The sequence below is a fragment of the Pandoraea commovens genome (assembly GCF_902459615.1).
Lineage (GTDB): Bacteria > Pseudomonadota > Gammaproteobacteria > Burkholderiales > Burkholderiaceae > Pandoraea > Pandoraea commovens.
In genome coordinates, this window is sequence record NZ_CABPSA010000001.1 from 387,778 (window position 1) to 406,437 (window position 18,660).

An 18,660-nucleotide genomic window follows, 5' to 3' on the forward strand; every position below is an offset into this window, starting at 1 on the left:
TCCCTCATTGAACGAGCGGACCATCGGCGGGTGCGAAGCTCACGCCCTCCAATTCCGCCTGAGCGGCAAGCAGCAGCACGTACTGACGCGTTGCGCGCAAGCGAACCTGCTCGGTGAGCATCGTGGCCACGTCGTCCTTCACCGCGTCGAACGGAATCAACGTACCGGGAACGCGGTGATCGATGCGAACGAGATGGAAGCCGAAGCGAGTCTTGATAAGCCGAGGCAATACCCCCGTCTCCTGCGAGCCGAAGATGCCTTGCGCGAACTCCGGCACACAACTGTCACGATCCAATTGACCGAGACTGCCGCCGACCTGTGCCGACGGGCAATTCGAACGCTCCCGCGCCAGGCTCTCGAACTGGTCCGGCGCTTGCAGAATGGCGTTCAGCGTCTCTTCGGCCTTGGCGCGCACGAGCGCGAGCGGCGCGCGCCCTGTCACACCGAACAGGATGTGGCTCGCGTGCACAAGTTCTCCGCTGGTGAAACGCTCGCGATGCTGTTCGTAATAGCGACGGGACTCTTCGGGCGTCGCGACCGGTGTCACGACCTCTTTGGCGAAGACCGCGTCGGCCATCGTGTCGGGCCGGTCGGTGTCGATCGGCACCCCAAGCTCGACGGCACGCTGACGCACCAATTCGCGAATGGCCAGCGCGTAACGGGCCGTTTGCGCCACGTCCGCTGCGGGCGCTTCGCCCGGCCCCGGGGCGTCGGCCAGTTCGGCCACTGCAGCATCGATATCGCTCGCCGATATTTCGATACCGTTCACGCGCAGCGGCGCGTGCGCATCCGTCAACAGATTTTCCATGTCGATGACCTTCAGAAGATTGCCGAACGGCACTCACTCAGCGCTTGCGCACCAGTTGATACGGACGGATCAGATACACAATGGAGGCCAAACCGCTCCAGATGTGAACCATTCGGGTGAACGGTGATACGAGGAAGATCGTGAATCCAAGCGCGATATGCACGCGGTACGTCAGTGGCACGCCTTCGAGCAATGCGGCCACGCCCGGCTGGAGCGTCACCACACCCTTCACGTAGTCGGTCAACTGCTCGAACATGGCACCGTCCATATGGCGCATCGATAACAACACGGTGCCGAGGCCGAGCGCCAGCTGGAACCAGAGCATGAAGACGATGACGATATCCCACGTGCGGCTCGTAGCGCGTACACGCGGTGTGCCGATCCGGCGGATGATGAGGACCGTGAGGCCGATAATCGCCACCACGCCGGCCACGCCGCCCCCCACCATCGCGAGCATCTGGTGCTGCGAGGCCGACAGAAACGGCGCGACAAGCCAGTGCGGCGCCAGGAAGCCGACGAAGTGCCCGGCCACGACCACCAGAATGCCCCAGTGGAACATGTTGCTGCCCAGACGCAACATGCCATGCTTGAGCAACTGCGACGAATCGCTCTTCCACGAGTACTGCTCTCGGTCGAAGCGAATCAGACTACCGACGAGCAACACGGTGAGGCAAATGTACGGATAAATGCCGAACAGGAACTGATGAATGAAAGCGTCCATGGTCAAACTCCTTGCTGTTCGCATTCAGCGCCCGGGACGGCGCGCGTAAAACTGAATCGGTTCGCCGACGGTATTGCCCTGCCCACCGGGATGGCCCGCGCCCATGAAGCGCACGGGGGCGTCCTGATAGCTCGCGTCGATAGCCTCGAAGTCCTGCGCTTGCGGCACGACCGACGCGTCGTCGACATGCTCGGGTGGGGCTTGCGGGTCGCGCAGTGCTGTCGACGCGCCGCCCAACCACAGCAATACGCGCGTCAGTCCTGCGTAAGGCGAGCCGCGTTTGGCCAGTCCCGCGTCAATGGTTTGCACAAGGTGCTCGATATCCTGAAGACGGGCCATGCCGTCCGGCTCGGGCAAGACCGACACGTACTCCAGGAACGCTGGCAGATAGTCCGGCAACTCACCGGGCGCGAGATAAATGCCACTGCGCTCATAGGTCTGCATGAGATCGACCATGGCCTGCCCGCGATCGCGGGATTCGCCATAGACATGCTCGAACAAATAGAGCGACGTTTCACGCCCCCGGTCGAATTGCGCAACGTAATTCTCTTGCAACGTCAGCAGCTCCCGCGTCTGCCAATAGTCAAAGAAGGACACCAGCTCGCGACGGGCAACACCGCTAAGACGCGGCGTATTCAACAGCGCTTGCCGAATGTCGGTCATCGCATCGGTGACGTCTTCGCCCGGGTAATGCAACAGTGCGCCGAGCAGACGGCACGGCAGGCTAAGGGTGCTGACGTGATTTTGAGCATGGGGCACGGCCATCTCAAATCTCCTGAATCGGAATGGTCCGCTTGTTCTTCTTGACCGGATTGAACAGATTGCCGGTGTCGTTGCCGGTCGAGCAACCATTGCCAAACGAGAAGCCGCATTCGGCATGTAGCTCGAAGGCGTTCTCCGCATACTCACGGTGCGCCGTCGGAATGACGAAACGATCCTCGTAGTTGGCAATCGCCAGATAGCGATACATCGACTCGATCTGCGCCACTGTCAGCCCGGCTTGCTGCAAGACGTCATCCGCCTGCACGCCGTCCACATGCCGCGCACGCATGAACGCCCGCATCGCCAGCAACCGTTCGAGTGCGAGCTTCACCGGCGCTTCGTCGCCGGCCGTCAGTAGATTCGCGAGGTAGCGCAGCGGAATGCGCAAAGACGACACGTCGGGCAGCGCGCCATTCATACCGAGATCGCCGCTATTGGCTGCCGCGTTAATCGGGGAGAGCGGCGGCACGTACCACACCATCGGCAACGTGCGGTACTCCGGATGCAACGGGAAGGCAATGCGCCAGTCGATCGCCATCTTGTAGACGGGCGACGCCTTCGCGCCTTCGATCCACGCATCAGGTACGCCGTCGAGCTTTGCCTGCGCAATGACGGCAGGATCGTTCGGATCGAGGAACACTGACAACTGGGCTTCGTACAGGTCTTTTTCATCGGCCACGCTGGCCGCTTCGCTAATGCGGTCGGCGTCGTAAAGCAAGACGCCGAGATAACGGATGCGTCCGACGCACGTCTCGGAACACACGGTCGGCTGGCCGACTTCAATGCGCGGATAACAGAAGATGCACTTCTCCGCCTTGCCGCTATGCCAGTTGTAATAGATCTTCTTGTACGGACACCCCGAGACACACATGCGCCAGCCGCGGCACTTGTCCTGATCGACCAGCACGATGCCGTCTTCCTCGCGCTTGTAGATCGAACCCGACGGACACGACGCCACGCACGCCGGATTCAGGCAATGTTCGCAAAGGCGCGGGAGGTACATCATGAACGTGTTTTCAAACTGTCCGTAGATATCCTTCTGCACCGCTTCGAAGTTGTAGTCCTGCGAGCGCTTGGCGAATTCGCCGCCGAGAATCTCTTCCCAGTTCGGCCCCCACTCGATCTTCTCCATGCGCTCGCCAGTGACCAGCGAGCGCGGGCGCGCCACCGGCATGGCCTTCGCATCCGAGGCCGTTTGCAAATGACCGTAGTCGTACGTAAACGGCTCGTAATAGTCGTCGATCTCCGGGAGATGGGGGTTCGCAAAAATGCTCGCAAGCAGCTTCAGCTTGCCCCCTTGCAAGGGTTCGAGTTTGCCGTTGGGTTTGCGCGTCCAACCGCCGCGCCAGCGCTTCTGGTTCTCCCAGTCCTTCGGATAACCGATGCCCGGTTTGGTCTCGACGTTGTTGAACCACGCGTACTCCATGCCTTCGCGGCTCGTCCATACGTTTTTGCAAGTGATCGAGCAGGTATGGCAGCCGATGCACTTGTCCAGATTGAGCACCATTGCAATCTGAGCGCGCACTTTCATTGGCGTTCTCCGGTCGGGGGCACGAGAACCTGGTCGGCGGTATCGTCGAGCCAGTCGATTCGATTCATCTTGCGCACCACCAGAAACTCGTCGCGATTCGAGCCGACGGTGCCGTAGTAGTTGAAGCCATACGAAAGCTGCGCGTAACCACCGATCATGTGCGTGGGCTTGACGCTGATGCGCGTGACCGAGTTGTGGATGCCGCCACGCGTGCCGGTAATTTCAGAGCCCGGCGTGTTCACGATCTTCTCCTGCGCGTGATACATCATCACCGCGCCGCTCGGAATGCGCTGACTGACCACCGCACGCGCGCACAGCGCACCGTTCGCGTTGAAACACTCGATCCAGTCGTTGTCCACAATATCGAGCGAGCGCGCATCGTCTTCCGACATCCATACGATCGGGCCGCCGCGCGACATCGTCAGCATCAGCAAGTTATCGGTATAGGTGCTGTGAATACCCCACTTCTGGTGCGGCGTGAGGAAGTTGAGCACCTTTTCCGGATTGCCGTTGGTGCGCTGACCGAGCATATGGGCATAGCTGCCCGTGTCGATGGGCGGCTTGTACACACACAGCGACTCGCCGAACGCCCGCATCCACGGATGGTCCTGATAGAGCTGCTGACGTCCGCTCAGGGTGCGCCAGGGCACGAGTTCATGGACGTTGACGTAGCCCGCGTTATACGACACGTGCTCCGACTCTATCCCGCTCCACGTAGGCGACGAGATGATCTTGCGCGGCTGCGCCTGAATGTCGCGAAAGCGAATCTTTTCATCGGCGCGGGTTTCGGCCAGATGCTGATGCGAGAGACCGGTGACCCTGGACAACGCCTGCCATGCGCGTACGGCAACTTCGCCATTGGTTTCCGGTGCCAGCGACAAGATGACTTCGGCCGCATCGAGTGCAGAATCGATGCGCGGGCGGCCGTGCGACACCCCCTCGTCCGTCACCCTGTAATTGAGCTTGCCGAGCAGGTCGATTTCCTCGTGCGTCTCCCACTGGATGCCCTTGCCACCGTTGCCCAGCTTGTCCATCAGCGGGCCGAGCGACGTGAACTTGCGATACGTGTTCGGATAGTCTCGCTTGACGACGACCACGCCCTGCGCAGTCTTGCCCGGCACAGGATCGCACTGCCCCGCGCCCCAATCCTTTACCTCGTACGGCTGCGCGAGTTCGCCGGGTGCGTCGTGAGCAATAGGGGCGAGCACCACGTCCGTCTCGTCGCCGAGATGACCGTCGCAGAGTTCCGAGAAGCGCTTTGCGAGGCCCTTGAAAATGTCCCAGTCGCTGCGCGCTTGCCACGCAGGGTCAACGGCAGCTGACAGCGGGTGGATGAATGGATGCATGTCGGACGTGTTCAGATCGTCCTTCTCGTACCATGTGGCCGTCGGCAGCACGATGTCGGAATACATACACGTGGTCGACATACGGAAGTCCAGCGTCACGAGCAGATCGAGCTTGCCCTTGGGCGCTTCATCGCGCCATTTGACTTCCTCCGGACGCGCCCCATGACGCTTGCCGATGTCTTCGCCCTGCACGCCGTTGGTCGTGCCGAGCAAATGTTTCAGGAAATACTCATGCCCCTTGCCGGACGACCCCAGCAAGTTCGACCGCCAGACGAACAGGTTGCGAGGGAAATTGTCCGGATGATCGGGGTCGGTACACGACATGCGCAGCGTGCCGTCTTTCAGGGCGTTCGCGACAAACTCACCTGCCCTGGCGGGATCGGGCAGGGAGCGTCCGACCTCCAGCGGATTGGTTTGTAACTGGGGGGCCGTCGGCAGCCATCCCATGCGCTCCGCTCGTACGTTGTAGTCGATGGGACGGCCGTGGAACGGCGTCTTGTCAGCCAGCGGCGACAGCAGGCCGGACGGGTCGCTGTTGTCGTATCGCCACTGATCGGTATGCGCGTAAAAATACGACGTTGCGTTCATCTGACGCGGCGGACGGTGCCAGTCCAGACCAAAGGCGAGCGGCGTCCAGCCTGTTTGCGGTCGCAGCTTCTCCTGACCGACGTAATGCGACCAGCCGCCGCCGGACTTGCCGATACATCCGCACATCACCAGCATATTGATGATGGCGCGATACGACATATCCATGTGGAACCAGTGGTTGATCCCAGCGCCGATGATGACCATCGACTTGCCTTGCGTCTTGTGCGCGTTCTCGGCGAACTGACGCGCCACCGAAATCACGTCCTCACGCTTCACTCCGGTGATCTTCTCCTGCCATGCAGGCGTGTACGGCACATCGTCGTCGTAGGTGTGTGCGATGTGTTCTCCGCCGAGACCCTGATCGAGGCCATAGTTGGCGACGAATAGATCGTAGACGGTGGCGACAAGTACTTCGCCTTCGGTCGTCTGAATTCGTCGAACACCGACGTTACGGCGCTGAATCGACGCATGCGACGTGCAGGTGAAATGCGCATGCGGCTGATTGCCGAAGTACGGAAACTGCACCGCGACAACCTCGTCGTGCCCTTCGACCAGACTGAGTCGCGCCTTGATCGGCTGACCCTCAGGTCCTTCCTCGCGTAGATTCCACTTGCCCTTGTTCGCTTCGTCAGCCTGCGACCAGCGATAGCCGATCGAACCGACCGGGGCGACGAAGTCACCGCTCAGCTCGTCAATGACGACGGTCTTCCAGTCGGCGTTGTGCGGCTGACCCAGCGCGCCGTCGAAATCTGCCGCACGCAGTTGACGCTCCGGCACATATCCATCGCCCTGTTTCACCAGACGGACAAGACACGGCATGTCTGTGAGGCGACGGCAATAGTCGATGAAGTAATCGCTCTTGCCTGCGAGATGGAACTCATTGAGGATCACATGGCCCATCGCGAGCGCCAACGCTGCGTCGGTCCCCTGCTTCGGATGCAACCACAGATCGCCAAACTTTGCGCCTTCCGCGTAATCGGGGAAGATCGACACGATCTTCGTGCCCTTGTATCGCACCTCGGTCATGAAATGCGCGTCCGGCGTGCGCGTTTGCGGCACGTTCGAGCCCCACATTACGATGAACGTCGAGTTGTACCAGTCGGCGGATTCGGGCACGTCCGTCTGTTCGCCCCACGTTTGTGGCGATGCCGGCGGCAGATCGCAATACCAGTCGTAGAAGCTCAGACACACCCCGCCGATCAGCGACAGGTAGCGCGCGCCGGCCGCGTACGACACCATCGACATTGCGGGAATCGGCGAGAAACCGGTCACACGGTCCGGACCATAACGCTTGACCGTGTACACGTTGGCCGCCGCGATGATTTCGTTGACCTCATCCCATGAGGCGCGCACGAAGCCGCCGAGTCCGCGACGCGACTGATACGCGCGACGCGAGGTCTCGTCGCCGACGATGGACGCCCACGCCTCGACCGGTGGCAACGTCTTGCGCGCCTCGCGCCATCGGGAGACGAGCGCGCTGCGCACGAGCGGATACTTCAGGCGGTTGGCGCTGTAGAGATACCACGAGTACGAGGCCCCGCGCGAGCAGCCGCGTGGCTCGTGGTTCGGCATGTCGGGACGGGTGCGAGGATAATCGGTCTGCTGTGTTTCCCAGGTGACGATGCCACCTTTGACATAGACCTTCCAGGAGCAGGATCCGGTGCAATTCACGCCGTGCGTGGAGCGCACGATCTTGTCGAATTGCCAGCGTTGGCGGTAAGCGTCTTCCCAGCGGCGGTCTTCGTCTGTCGTCGCACCGTGCCCGTCGGAGAACTGCGGCCGGGACGACGTAAAGAAACGAAGACGGTCAACGAAGTGACTCATGGCGTTTCCCTTGCTTGAGCCGGTGCAGAGACCTGCACCGACAGGCGAGCGAAAGCAGGAACGCCACGCGATTCCGAGTGTTCTGGGGGGCGGTCCCGCCGGCATTATGGTAACGACTGCGCAGTCGGGTCTTCAGTTACGGGGCGATTATTGCCTCGTTGCGGACGTCATGTAAAGCACGTCGAACTGAAGTCTTGCGCTGGCTCAACGGGACGCGATTTTTTTCGCCATGCAGCAACGGCGAAGCCGGATTTCCGGTAGGTTTGCGCCAGCCGTTTAGTGGTGATCGAAGATGGATCGAATTGTTACCTTGTCCACGCTCTACAGCTTTTAACGCAGGCCGCTATATCTAGCAGGTCATACCGTTCGGCGACACAGCGAATCTCTGGAACCATGAAAAGCGATGATCGTCGCGTTGAATTTCCACCCGCGTCGCAGCCGCGCCCGAGGCACCATCAGGGTCTGACAGTCGCATTGCACAACGAAACGATCACGTGCGCCGGGCGAGCACTTCGTCTCTCGGTCCCGCGTCTACGACACGACCGCTTTCCATGACCACGACGGTGTCGAAACGGCTAAGCAAACTCGGCCGGTGCACGGACGCCACAATGCACGCCGTCGGAAACGCGTCGTACATGCGGTCGAACACGCGCCCTTCGGCCAATGGGTCGAGTGCGCTCGTCGGCTCGTCCAGCAGCAACAGCGAGCTCCCCCGCGCCGCCAACGCACCGCGCGACAGCGCAAGCCGTTGGCGCTGCCCACCGGAGAGATTGCTACCGCGCTCGTTGAGCGTACTCGACAGGCCGTCCGGGAGATGTTGCAGCACGTCGTCGAACACGCCTGCATGCACGGCAGTGTGGAGCGCCTGTGCATCGGCGGGTTCACCGAACGTCAGGTTCTCTTCGACGCTCGCCTCGAACACTTCGGCTTCCTGGGGAATCAGCGTCGCCAATGTGCGCAGGTCCGACCAATCGGCGACGTCGCCATCGCGTAGCAGTTCGCCATGTTGGGGAAGGTAAAGACCGGCAAGCGTTCGCAGCAAGGTGCTTTTTCCACCGCCACTCGGGCCGATGAGCGCTACGCGCGATCCGCGTCGAAGCGTGAGATCGACGCCACGCAACCCGCCGCGCGCATCGTCGGAATAGTTCCACGAGACGTTGCGTAGCGTCAGCGTTTGCCACGGCGCGTCCGCGATGACCGCCGGGACGACGGCATCCGGATCGCTCGGGGCGTCCCATATCGGCTCGGCGCTGCCGTAGTCCGTGTGCATCCGCGCGAAGCTCTGAAAGTTAGACGCCATCGCACCGACCACCGTCGCCGCCTGTTGCGCGTACTGGTAGATCATGAATACCGTGCCGAGCATCACGGCCTGTCCCGGTTCGCGCGACTGCAACACGTAGACCACGACGAGAATCCAGGTCAGCCCCATGCCCAGAATGTCGACGGCAAACCACTTGCCTTCGTTGACCGTCACCGTGCGGCGTAGCGGCACCATCACAGCGTCCATCCGGTGTCCGAGCAGCTTGCGCGATGCCGCCTGCAAGCGCAGACCGATCACCGTGCCCGCGTTACCGACGAAATCGAGCAGTGCCGCTGCATAGCGCCGCTCGGCATCGTTCTCCGCACGCGCGAGCTGCATCAGTACGCGGTCGAATCGAAGGATGATGATGGCGATGACGACATACCCGGTCACGGCAATCGCACCGCTGGTGCGCGACAACAGCGCCAGTGCGACCAGCGGGCCGACGAAGTTGAATACGCTTTGCAGATAACCGAACTGGTTCTGCGCGAAGTCCGACAGTGCGCGGCTGGACTGCACGACGCGATGCTGCAACTCGCCCGAATGTCGACCGTCTCGCCATGCCAGCGGCGCGGCCGCAATGCGTGCATACAACTGATCGGCCAGACGCAAGCGCACCCGAACGCCGACGTTACGCTCAAGAATTCGCCCCGGTCCGTGCAGTAACCATGACAGGAGATAAATGCCGACGAGGTAGACGATCCAGCGTCCCGCGACCGTCATATCGCCCTGTTGAAGCGCATTGATGGCCTGCGCGGCGAGCCACGGCATGGTCAGCCGGAGCAACTGTGCCACTGAGAGCAACCCCGCTGCGCCCAGCAGATGCATGCGTACGCCCTGCGCATGTCGCCACAGCGCGCGATACAGGTCACGAGCGGCACTGCCGAGTCCGATGGCAGGTTTGCGCGGGGAAGCCTCTGGCGCCGTCATGCGTTCTTCGCTCCTAAATGTGGAAATGGCTGAGATATCGCCGTGCGATGCAGGCGCGACCGGTCAATATAGGGGAAAAATCTGCGGAAGTCCCGCTTACAGGGTCGAATGCACGTGACTGTCGGGCGCGTGAGCACCTGCGCTGCCCACAGCGTCCGGTGGCATCGCCGGCGCCGTAACGGCGATGGGCACTGGCACGGCCTCGGGCGGCGTGCGGGCGGAAGACCCTGCGACGTAGTAGAAGCGCAATGCCGCATCCGGATAGTGATACGGCACCATCGCCAGATTGACCGCGCAGGAGTCGCAGAACGGCAGACGCGAGCACAGCACGATCGAGCGAACGACGTTTTCGCCAGCCGGATGATCCGCGTAGATCTGCGCCAGAATCAGGCGCTCGGTATCGAGCGTACGGGACTTCGCAGTGCCGGACGCGGCGTGGTATGTCGGCAGATTGGCGTCGGCGACGACATAGCGCAATTCGGGTGGCTCAGTGGGATACGCCTGCGCGCGAGCGCGTGGACCCTCGCCTTGCTGCGTGATGACATTGTTCTCCCGTTCGAGATAGGCGCGCCCGGCGTCGACGAATCTCACCGTGGGGGAGTTCGTCGGTAGTACACGCCGCTGGAGCCCCGAGAGGCAGTAGTAGATCGTCCGTGTGCCGTCCGCGAGCGTGACTTCCGCAAGTGCGATGTTGGCGTTCAGCGACACGAGGCGCATATCATCGTCGACGTCGCGCGCGGCTCGGGCCTCGCCTGACACCAACGATTGAAGGTCCGGCATGCCGGGAAAGACCTCCTCGAACAGCGCGAGCACATCACGGGTCGTTTGCACGTCGCCGGTGAAGGGCAGTTGCGACCATACGGCCAGTGGCGACGGACGCGATATGAAGTTGCGTGCCATGGCTCCGATGAACGCGTCCGCCTGACCGGGATAGCGCTGCCAATGCGACCAGAGACGGTTGAACATCGGAAGCAATGCCGGATCGACATCGGGAGATGAGCGCGCGCGGGAACCATCGAGTTCATCGCCGCCCGCGCCCTCCCCGCTATCAGCGCCTCGCGCTGAAGCTACATGCCACTCGATGGCATGCGTGAGCTGCCCCACAGCTTCGCGGGCTTCGGCGACCGACAGCGGAACATCCTCCAGCCCCTGCCACACGTCGGACGGTGAAGGCGCCTGCTCCCACATGCGCAGATACAGTTGCAACAGCGTGCGCGTCTCACCGTACGAGATCGTTGGCAGAACGCTCGCGCTCTCAGCCGCCGCACGGTGATGCTGTGCGATCCAGTATTCGCGGATATCTCGATGCCCGACGTGGCGATACTGCAAACGCACTCGCCCCGGCGCACCGCCCGCCTCTCCCACATTCGCGCCGGGCAACGTGAAGCGGTAATAGACCTCACGGGACAACTGCACCACGCCGTGCAATACCTCGTGACGGTCGCGATACGTGCCGAAGGGCGCCGCGACATGCATGTTCCCGAGCGTGAGACGAACGCGGCGTCCGCCCACCGGTCCGGCAGTCGTCGCCTGCTCGAAGTAGCCGAGTTCGCCCTCCAGCGCTCTTGCGTAGACGTCACCCGCCACCAGTGGGGAATTCGACGTCACCTGTGGGACGCCCTGCGCGTCGAATTCGCCCAGACGTCCAAAAGCGAAGAACTGCCGTCGTCCGTCCCCGGCTTCGAACGGCTGCGAATACACCGCGACCCGCAGACGCGCCAGCGGCGATGCCTCAAGCACCTGATGCTGCGTGACTGTTGCGCCCTGCTCGGTGACAGATACCTCACCGTCCCGTTCGGTATGGCACTCCAGACACATGCCATCGACATCGATACCGACGCCGCGCGAAATGCGGCATAACGCGAGCGGTCCGAGTTCGTTGCGCATTTGGTCTAACGGACGCAGGTCGGAAGCGTGCTTGCGCGTGCGGGCGACGGTTGTGCCATATAGCGTCCCGTCGACATCGAAGACCTTCACGCCGTTCTGCGTGAGGTCAGGCCGATACTCGACATAGACGTTTGCGGGCAAGACCCACTGCACGCCGCGTCCGAGCGGGCCGCTGAACGACTCGTGCGGGAACGTCGCCAGCGCGGGGAGCGGCGGCGAAGCGACGACATCGGCAACCTTGACGGGACTTGCAGGCCAGAGGTGCCGCAGCAATGTGATGGCATCGTCGTGGAACCCGCCGGTTCCGACTACGGCGGCGAGGCACTCGAGCCCGGACGCACTCAAACGTGTTGCCAACGCCCGTGCGCCGCCAGCGTCGTCCATCGCACTTCGCCGGGAACGTGACCCGAGCCTTTCATTCGACGGTTCACCGCGAATCACCGTCTCCAGCAGGATTTCGGCGACCTCCTCCATGTCGGGCGATTCAAGCACCGGGGTGTCGGGCGACGGCCATCCCGGCGACACCGTTGCACCGGCACGCATCGATACGAACCGTATCGTGTCGGTGTCATCGATCTTCTCGGCAATCGAGGCCCATCGGTCCCCCCAGAACAACGGACCCAGTGTCCGCTTGATACAGTCCACGTCGGACGGGCTCCGCACCCGACAAGCCGAGAGCGGCACGACGAGTGCAGACGCCTGCTCGGCGAGCGTGAGCGCGAACGGTCGCCAGCGGCCCTGTTCGTCGCGCAAATTGAGCGTGATGCCGGACGATGCGAAGTAAATGCTGGGCGGTGGCCAGCCCTTCGTTCCCTTGTGGCTTACACGTAGCGTCATGTACCGGGGACGCAGCACCTCGGCGTTCGCGAACGCTTCGCGCGTGTCGTGATCGGCGTTGGCCACGGCGTCGCGGATCATGGCGACGACCACCCGCTGCAAGTCCTCCCGATAGGCGGACAGCCCCATGCGAAGCGCCGCGTCGCTGTCGGCTGCGGGCGGCGACATGCCAATCGCCAATGCGCTCCGCGACGGCAGGCATTGAGGTGTGACACCGCCGTTATCCTCACGAGCCGGACGCAACTTGAGCAGCGTGCGAATGCCGCTGATGGCCTGAGAGTGCGCCAACGTCGCTGGGGGTTCGGTGCTGACGACGGGCGACGCCGCCCGGCTCCTCCCCATCGCCCGCAAACCGGTGAAAGGCCCTCTCGGCACGCCCGCCGCAGCCAGATTGGCGACGCTTGCGACACTCGCGACCGCCAGCAGCGTCACAGCGAACGCGGCAGCGGCCGCCTGATTGCACGCGTCAGCACGCGTCGCACGCGACGACTCGACGTTGCCGCGTTGTACCCGTGCGCTGTTGCGCACCTGTCTGCGGGGCAATGCGCACCCCGCGCGCCAGTCGTCCGCAAGGGCATGGCAGCGCCTGCGCGGTGGCGCATCGCGCACGTGAGCGGTTGGACGATGGGCATGGTGTGGCATCGATGGATGCATACGAGTCATGAAGCGTCTCTCCTGAGTGTCGGGCCGCCAGCGGCCGCCATGCGAAGGCATGGCAGATCGCCGCAGGCGGCACGGGAGCCAACGCTATCGCGCCGACACGCCACACGATTGCTGAAACGAACCGGCAACTGTGCCGGAATAGCCGATTGCCCCAATCTCGTCGCGAGATTGGGAAACTCATGACGACGCGCAGCGCGTGGCGGGACGCATCGCCGCGCAACGGCGTGACATCCGGACGTGCTACCGTCATGACATCGACACCCTCTCTTGAACGCGCCGTGCCCGACCGGTCTTCGTCCAACCTCACACCGTCCTCCGCCACCGCTGCGGGTCCGCGCGCCGCACTCGACGTGCTACGCGCGTTCCTCGTGCTGGGGCTGACCAGCTTCGGCGGTCCCATCGCGCACATCGGCTACTTTCGCCGCGAATTCGTCACGCGACGCCAGTGGCTTGACGACGCAAGCTTTGTCGATCTGGTCGGCCTGTGTCAGTTCCTGCCCGGCCCGGCGAGCAGTCAGGTCGGCTTTTCCATCGGGCTGCTGCGCGCAGGATGGCTGGGCGGTCTTGCTGCGTGGTGCGGTTTCACGTTGCCGTCGGTGTGCGTGCTGCTCTTGTTCGCCATACTCGCGCCACATCTCGGCGGCACGGTCGGCGATGGCGTCGTGCACGGGCTGAAGCTGGTGGCAGTCGCCGTCGTAGCGCAAGCCGTCTGGGACATGGCGCGTCGGCTATGCGCCGACGTACGGCGGGCGGGTATTGCGCTGGCGGCGATTGCCATCCTTGCCTTGACGACGACGGTCTTTGCGCAGCTCATCGTGATCGCTTTCGGCGCAGCGCTCGGCTATTTGCTGCTCCGCACATCGAACGCCACCCCGGCGTCTCCGGCCATACCGACACTGCGATTCCACATTTCGCACACGGCGAGTGTGTTGTCTCTCGCGCTCTTTGTCGCATTGCTGGCTGGCCTGCCCCTCTTGCATCAGTGGACGAGCGGACGCGCCATCGCCATCTTCGATGGCTTCTACCGCTCGGGCGCGCTGGTCTTCGGTGGCGGCCATGTCGTGTTACCGCTGCTTCAGGCGCAGACAGTCACGACAGGATGGGTGTCCGCGAACGACTTTCTTGCAGGCTACGGCGCGGCGCAGGCCGTGCCCGGCCCGCTGTTCACGTTCGCGTCTTATCTCGGGTGGATGTCGGGCGCACCGTCTCACGCATGGCTGGGCGCGACACTCGCCACGCTCGGCATCTTCTTGCCGGGACTTCTGCTGGTGATCGCGGCGCTCCCGCATTGGCAGACGCTTCGGACACGGCCGTCGACAGCGGCCATGCTCGCGGGGGTTAATGCTGCGGTCGTGGGGATTCTGGCATCGGCGTTGTATTCGCCGGTGTGGACCAGCGCCGTTCACAGCGCTGCCGACGTCGTGCTCGCCGTCGTTGCCTGCGTGCTGCTGATCCGATGGAAAACCCCGCCGCTGGCGGTCGTCGCGTTGTGCGTGATCGCCGGTGCGACGGGGCTTGTCTGACGCCTTGGTGCGACTTACTGACCGTCCGACGTGCGCTCGATACGCAGTCGCTCCACCGACTTCGCTGCCCGGTTCACGTCCGCCGTGTCGTGCCACAGCGGCTTACGGCCGAACGACGTGTACATCTCTACCTGATCCGCGTAGTGCGGCGAGCGGGTGCCGTCCGGCGCGATGAAACCGCTCTGCCCCGGCGCGACGATGTCGAACGCCTCGACCTTTGCAGCGCTACCCTTCGGCCCGAACACGATCAGGTCGTTCTCCGTGCCCCGGTTCATGTAGACGGGCGTACGCACCGCTTCCGCCGCATTGGCCTGCGGCACGCCGAAGAAGTTGTTCGCTCGGAACGTCAGCGGCACCGTGGGCGCACGCCATGCCGCCATGTCGGGGCCAAGTTTCGTCTTGAGGGACGCGATGGTGTCGTCCAGCGCCGCCAGAATGACGTCGTCCTGACGCTTGCCGTCGAAGATGTCGAACGTCTGCGGCACGCCAGCCTTGTCACCGCGCAACGCCTCGTACAGCACCTTACTGCCGTTGCCGATATTGAGCGAACCCGTCGGGCCGTCCTGCGGGGCGGCGTAACCGCTCGCGAGGAACCATTTGTCGTACGGTGCGGGCACGACCTGACCCAGCGTACGCTTGAGCATGGCGCTCAGCCAGGCGTCCATGACAGCCGGACCTGCCGTGTCGTAATGGCCCGTGTGCTTCTCATCGCGACTCAGCCCATTCCATGCGGTCAGTTGGATAGCGAGTTGACGGCGTGCGTCGCTGGCCGGGAGGTTCGCCGTCGCGCGTTCGATGAACGGCAGGAAGTGACGACGATTGACATCCACCGCGCTCGTATCCTTGAGGATCTGCCACATCTCGTCGACACCGAGTTTGTCGTGCGCTTCGATGCGTTTGTCGATCTCGACCACGCGGTCAGCGCCGCCCCACAGGAACGCGAACAGATCGCTCGCCGGGTAACCCTTCTGTGGCGAATTGTTCCAATTGGCGATCCACCCCTGCTTCGGGTTGTAGACCTTCGGATTGGTGGAAAACGGCAGCAGTCCCTTCCAGTCCCACTCGCCCGTGCCGGGCACCGGCAAACGCGGATCGTGGCCGGGTTGACGTGCCGGATATGCCCCCGTGTGGACGTAGCCGATATTGCCGGACACGTCGGCGTAGTACCAGTTGATGGTCAGCGCGTGACGTGCGGCCTGCGCCGTCCACGACTTCCAGTCCTGCGCCTGCGCCTGATGCGTCCATGCAAGCAGCGACTGCACTTCGAGGCCATCCCACGCACGCGCCTTGGCGTAGGCGATCGGCTGCTTTGCGTCGCGTTGCATGACGATGCCGTGCACGGTGCGGTACACCTCCTGCACGACCGGCTCTCCGCCCTTCACCTTGATGATCTCGACGCGCTTTTCCATGTCGTGCCACTGACCGTTGTGGAAGTAGCGGTTCGGATTGGCCGGGTCGAGCTTCTCGGCATAGATATCGATGTCGTCGCCGAAGCCAGCCGTCGAGCCCCAGGACACCTTGCCGTTATGACCGAACAGAATGCAGGGGTAGCCAAACGGCGTATTGCCGACGAGGTCGAAGCCCGCGCCATGCAGACCGATGCCGTAGGTGTAGGCCGGTGCAAACCAGCCGAACTGCGGGCCGTTGAGCATGATTGCGCGGGCGTCGCGGGCTTTGCCCTTGCCGACGATCCACATATTGCTCGTCGTGGGGAAACCGGCGAGACCCGGCTGCCCCGACTCGGCAAATTGCGCGAGCATCGTCGCGGCATTGGTCTCGGTGTCCTGATGCAGGAGCGCGCCGTCGTTACCACGTGCCAGTCGCGCGAACATCGGTGCCGGCCCGTCGTAGCGTGCGAGCGGTTGCATGGGCGCTCCGGTAGCCGGGCCGACCTTCACCGGATAGGTGCCTTCCGACGCGGGGACCGTCGACGGCGCATCCGGATTGACGATCCACTTCAGCTCGTTGAACAGCGCCATGCCCTTCTGCGCGCCGTACTTGTCCTTGAGTGCGGTGAGCAGCGCCAGGTTGTCGATCTCGCTCGTCGCATCTGAGAAGCGATTCGCCATCGTGCCGACGAAGACCATTGCGACGTCGAACGCGTCCCAGTTCGTCGGCTGGAAACCGAAGTCGTTGAATTGCTTGGGCATGCGCTGGCCTGGCTGCGCGCGGATCTGCGCGATCCACGCGTTCATGCCAGCCGCATAGCCGTCGAGAATATCCCGCTCGCGTTGCGGCAGATCGGCCAGTTGGCGACGGATCGACGCGGGCCAGTAATTGCCGCGAATCGACTTGTCGAAGTCCACGAACTTCTCGCCCAGCACTTCCGCCACCGTGCCCTGCGTGCTGCGTCGCGCCATCTCCATCTGGAACAGACGGTCCTGCGCAATGGCATAGCCGTAGCCGTAGAACAGCGCGTATGTCGTCGACGCGTAGATGTGCGGCACACCGAATTCGTCGCGCTTGATGGTGACGTCGGTACGTCCCGGCACTTTGTCGACGGCGGTGGCCGTCGGTGCGCCCGGCGCGGCAGTCACAACGCTCGGCGCGACCAGCGCCAGACTCAGCAGCGCCGCCGAGACGCTTGCAGACACCAGCGAAACCCGACTACGGCCGGGACGCGCAGCTTGACGTCGAATGCCAGTGGATGTTGCATTCACTGAAACAGGCGAGCGGAAAATCAAAGTCATCAATGTCTCCGTAGTTTTTTTGAGAAAGCGCATTGAAGCCTAACATGACAAAAACCGACCGGTCGGTTAATTATTCCCAAGATAACTCGACAGTTATCTGTGGCTTGCGTAGCGTATGGAGCGGTCGTGAATCGTCCCGACAGATCGCAAAGACTTGACCTGCCCCTTGGGGACGGCTTGACGATGGCGTCACCCCGACAAACACCAAGAGGTGAACGATGAAGGATTCTGTGATGCGCCTGAATGCCTCCGAGGCAGCGCGGCGGCTTGGCGTCTCGAACAAGGCGCTTCGACTGTACGAGCAGCACGGTCTGCTGTCGCCGAAACGATCCTCGGCCGGTTATCGCACTTATGGCAGTGCAGAGATGGCGCGCGCGTCCGAAGTTGTCGCACTGCGGGCACTGGGCTTGAGCCTCGCGCAGGTCGCGGGTGTCTTGAAGGGCAATGTGCAAACGTTGTCGACAGCGCTTGAAGTGCACGAACACGCGCTCGATGTCGAGATCCGGGAGCGACTGGGTCGACTGGAGACGGTGCGAAGCCTTCGCGCCGGGCTCGCCAGCGGCAGAATGCCCGCTCACGGCGAACTACCAAGTCTTGTCGAACAAGCGGCACCGAGTGTCGCCTTCGAACTCCCCTGGCCTTGGGGCGGCGAGTGGTTCGAAATGCGCGACATTCGTCCGTTGAACTACATCATCGGCTCGCTGGGTAGCGGGAAGACACGACTGGCGATGCGTCTGGCGCAAGCCTTGCCGAACGGAGCGTTTCTTGGACTGGACCGATTGGACGCGCCGCGCACGGCAGCTTGTCCATCGGCTTCGAACGACGATGCGCTGCAACAACGTGTCGATCGGGCGCTCATCTGGCTAAAGGATGACGGGGCCGAAGCCTCCGCTGCCCTGACGACTTTGCTGACGGCGTTGGAAGCTGATCATGCAGGTGCGCTTGTTGTCGACATGATCGAACAGGATCTGGCGCAGCCGACGCAGGAGGCGCTGATTCGCTATCTTCGCTTGCGGGCGCGAACACGTGCACATCCGCTCTTCATGATGACGCGCTCGTCGTCGATTCTCGACCTGAGCGCTGTCGGCAGCGACGAAGCCATCGTCCTTTGTCCGGCGAATCACAGCCCGCCGGTGCGCGTCGCGCCGTATGCGGGCGCGCCGGGCTTCGAAGCGGTGGCGACGTGCCTTGCGTCGCCCGAGGTACGCGCGCGCATCGCTGCGCCGCCGACACGGCTCTGACGACGCGCG

10 protein-coding genes are annotated in these 18,660 nt (G+C 63.0%); 2 read left to right on the plus strand and 8 right to left on the minus strand.

Annotation, left to right across the window (positions count from 1 at the left end; genetic code table 11):
* Positions 1-4: 4 nt before the first annotated feature.
* The 7 genes from PCO31010_RS01625 to PCO31010_RS01655 all read right to left on the minus strand — a co-directional run bounded on the left by PCO31010_RS01625 (position 5) and on the right by PCO31010_RS01655 (position 13,077).
* Positions 5-808 (minus strand): peptidylprolyl isomerase, encoded by an 804-nt coding sequence (locus PCO31010_RS01625; protein WP_150662698.1) that lies wholly within the window; start codon positions 806-808, stop codon positions 5-7.
* Between the two features lie 37 nt (positions 809-845).
* Entirely contained in the window at positions 846-1,529 is a 684-nt protein-coding gene (gene narI, locus PCO31010_RS01630) for a respiratory nitrate reductase subunit gamma (protein WP_150662699.1), read from the minus strand.
* Positions 1,530-1,553: 24 nt separating this feature from the next.
* Positions 1,554-2,294 carry a nitrate reductase molybdenum cofactor assembly chaperone gene (gene narJ, locus PCO31010_RS01635; RefSeq protein ID WP_150662700.1) on the minus strand — a complete coding sequence of 247 codons (741 nt, stop codon included), beginning with the start codon at positions 2,292-2,294 and terminating at the stop codon, positions 1,554-1,556.
* Position 2,295: 1 nt separating this feature from the next.
* Positions 2,296-3,822 (minus strand): nitrate reductase subunit beta, encoded by a 1,527-nt coding sequence (gene narH / locus PCO31010_RS01640; RefSeq protein ID WP_150662701.1) that lies wholly within the window; start codon positions 3,820-3,822, stop codon positions 2,296-2,298.
* Positions 3,819-7,580 carry a nitrate reductase subunit alpha gene (locus PCO31010_RS01645; RefSeq protein ID WP_150662702.1) on the minus strand — a complete coding sequence of 1,254 codons (3,762 nt, stop codon included), beginning with the start codon at positions 7,578-7,580 and terminating at the stop codon, positions 3,819-3,821. The genes narH and PCO31010_RS01645 overlap by 4 nt, the downstream gene beginning before the upstream one ends.
* Positions 7,581-8,070: 490 nt before the next feature.
* The gene (locus tag PCO31010_RS01650) at positions 8,071-9,810 is read right to left on the minus strand and encodes an ABC transporter ATP-binding protein (RefSeq protein WP_150662703.1); all 1,740 of its coding nucleotides are present in this window, start codon (positions 9,808-9,810) and stop codon (positions 8,071-8,073) included.
* A 96-nt stretch (positions 9,811-9,906) separates the two neighbouring features.
* A complete protein-coding gene (locus PCO31010_RS01655) occupies positions 9,907-13,077 on the minus strand; it encodes a deaminase domain-containing protein (RefSeq protein WP_174984210.1) in 3,171 nt (1,056 codons plus the stop codon).
* Positions 13,078-13,445: 368 nt separating this feature from the next.
* Between PCO31010_RS01655 and chrA the strand changes: the two genes are divergently transcribed.
* A complete protein-coding gene (gene chrA, locus PCO31010_RS01660) occupies positions 13,446-14,720 on the plus strand; it encodes a chromate efflux transporter (RefSeq protein WP_150663448.1) in 1,275 nt (424 codons plus the stop codon).
* Between the two features lie 14 nt (positions 14,721-14,734).
* On the opposite strand, the gene PCO31010_RS01665 is transcribed toward chrA, so the two are convergent.
* Positions 14,735-17,410, minus strand: a complete 2,676-nt coding sequence (locus tag PCO31010_RS01665; RefSeq protein ID WP_150662705.1) for a penicillin acylase family protein — start codon at positions 17,408-17,410, stop codon at positions 14,735-14,737.
* A gap of 218 nt (positions 17,411-17,628) precedes the next feature.
* Here PCO31010_RS01665 and PCO31010_RS01670 point away from each other — a divergent pair, with 218 nt between their 5' ends.
* Complete coding sequence (locus PCO31010_RS01670; RefSeq protein ID WP_150662706.1) at positions 17,629-18,651, plus strand: MerR family transcriptional regulator; 1,023 nt, start codon at positions 17,629-17,631, stop codon at positions 18,649-18,651.
* The last annotated feature ends 9 nt before the right edge of the window (positions 18,652-18,660 follow it).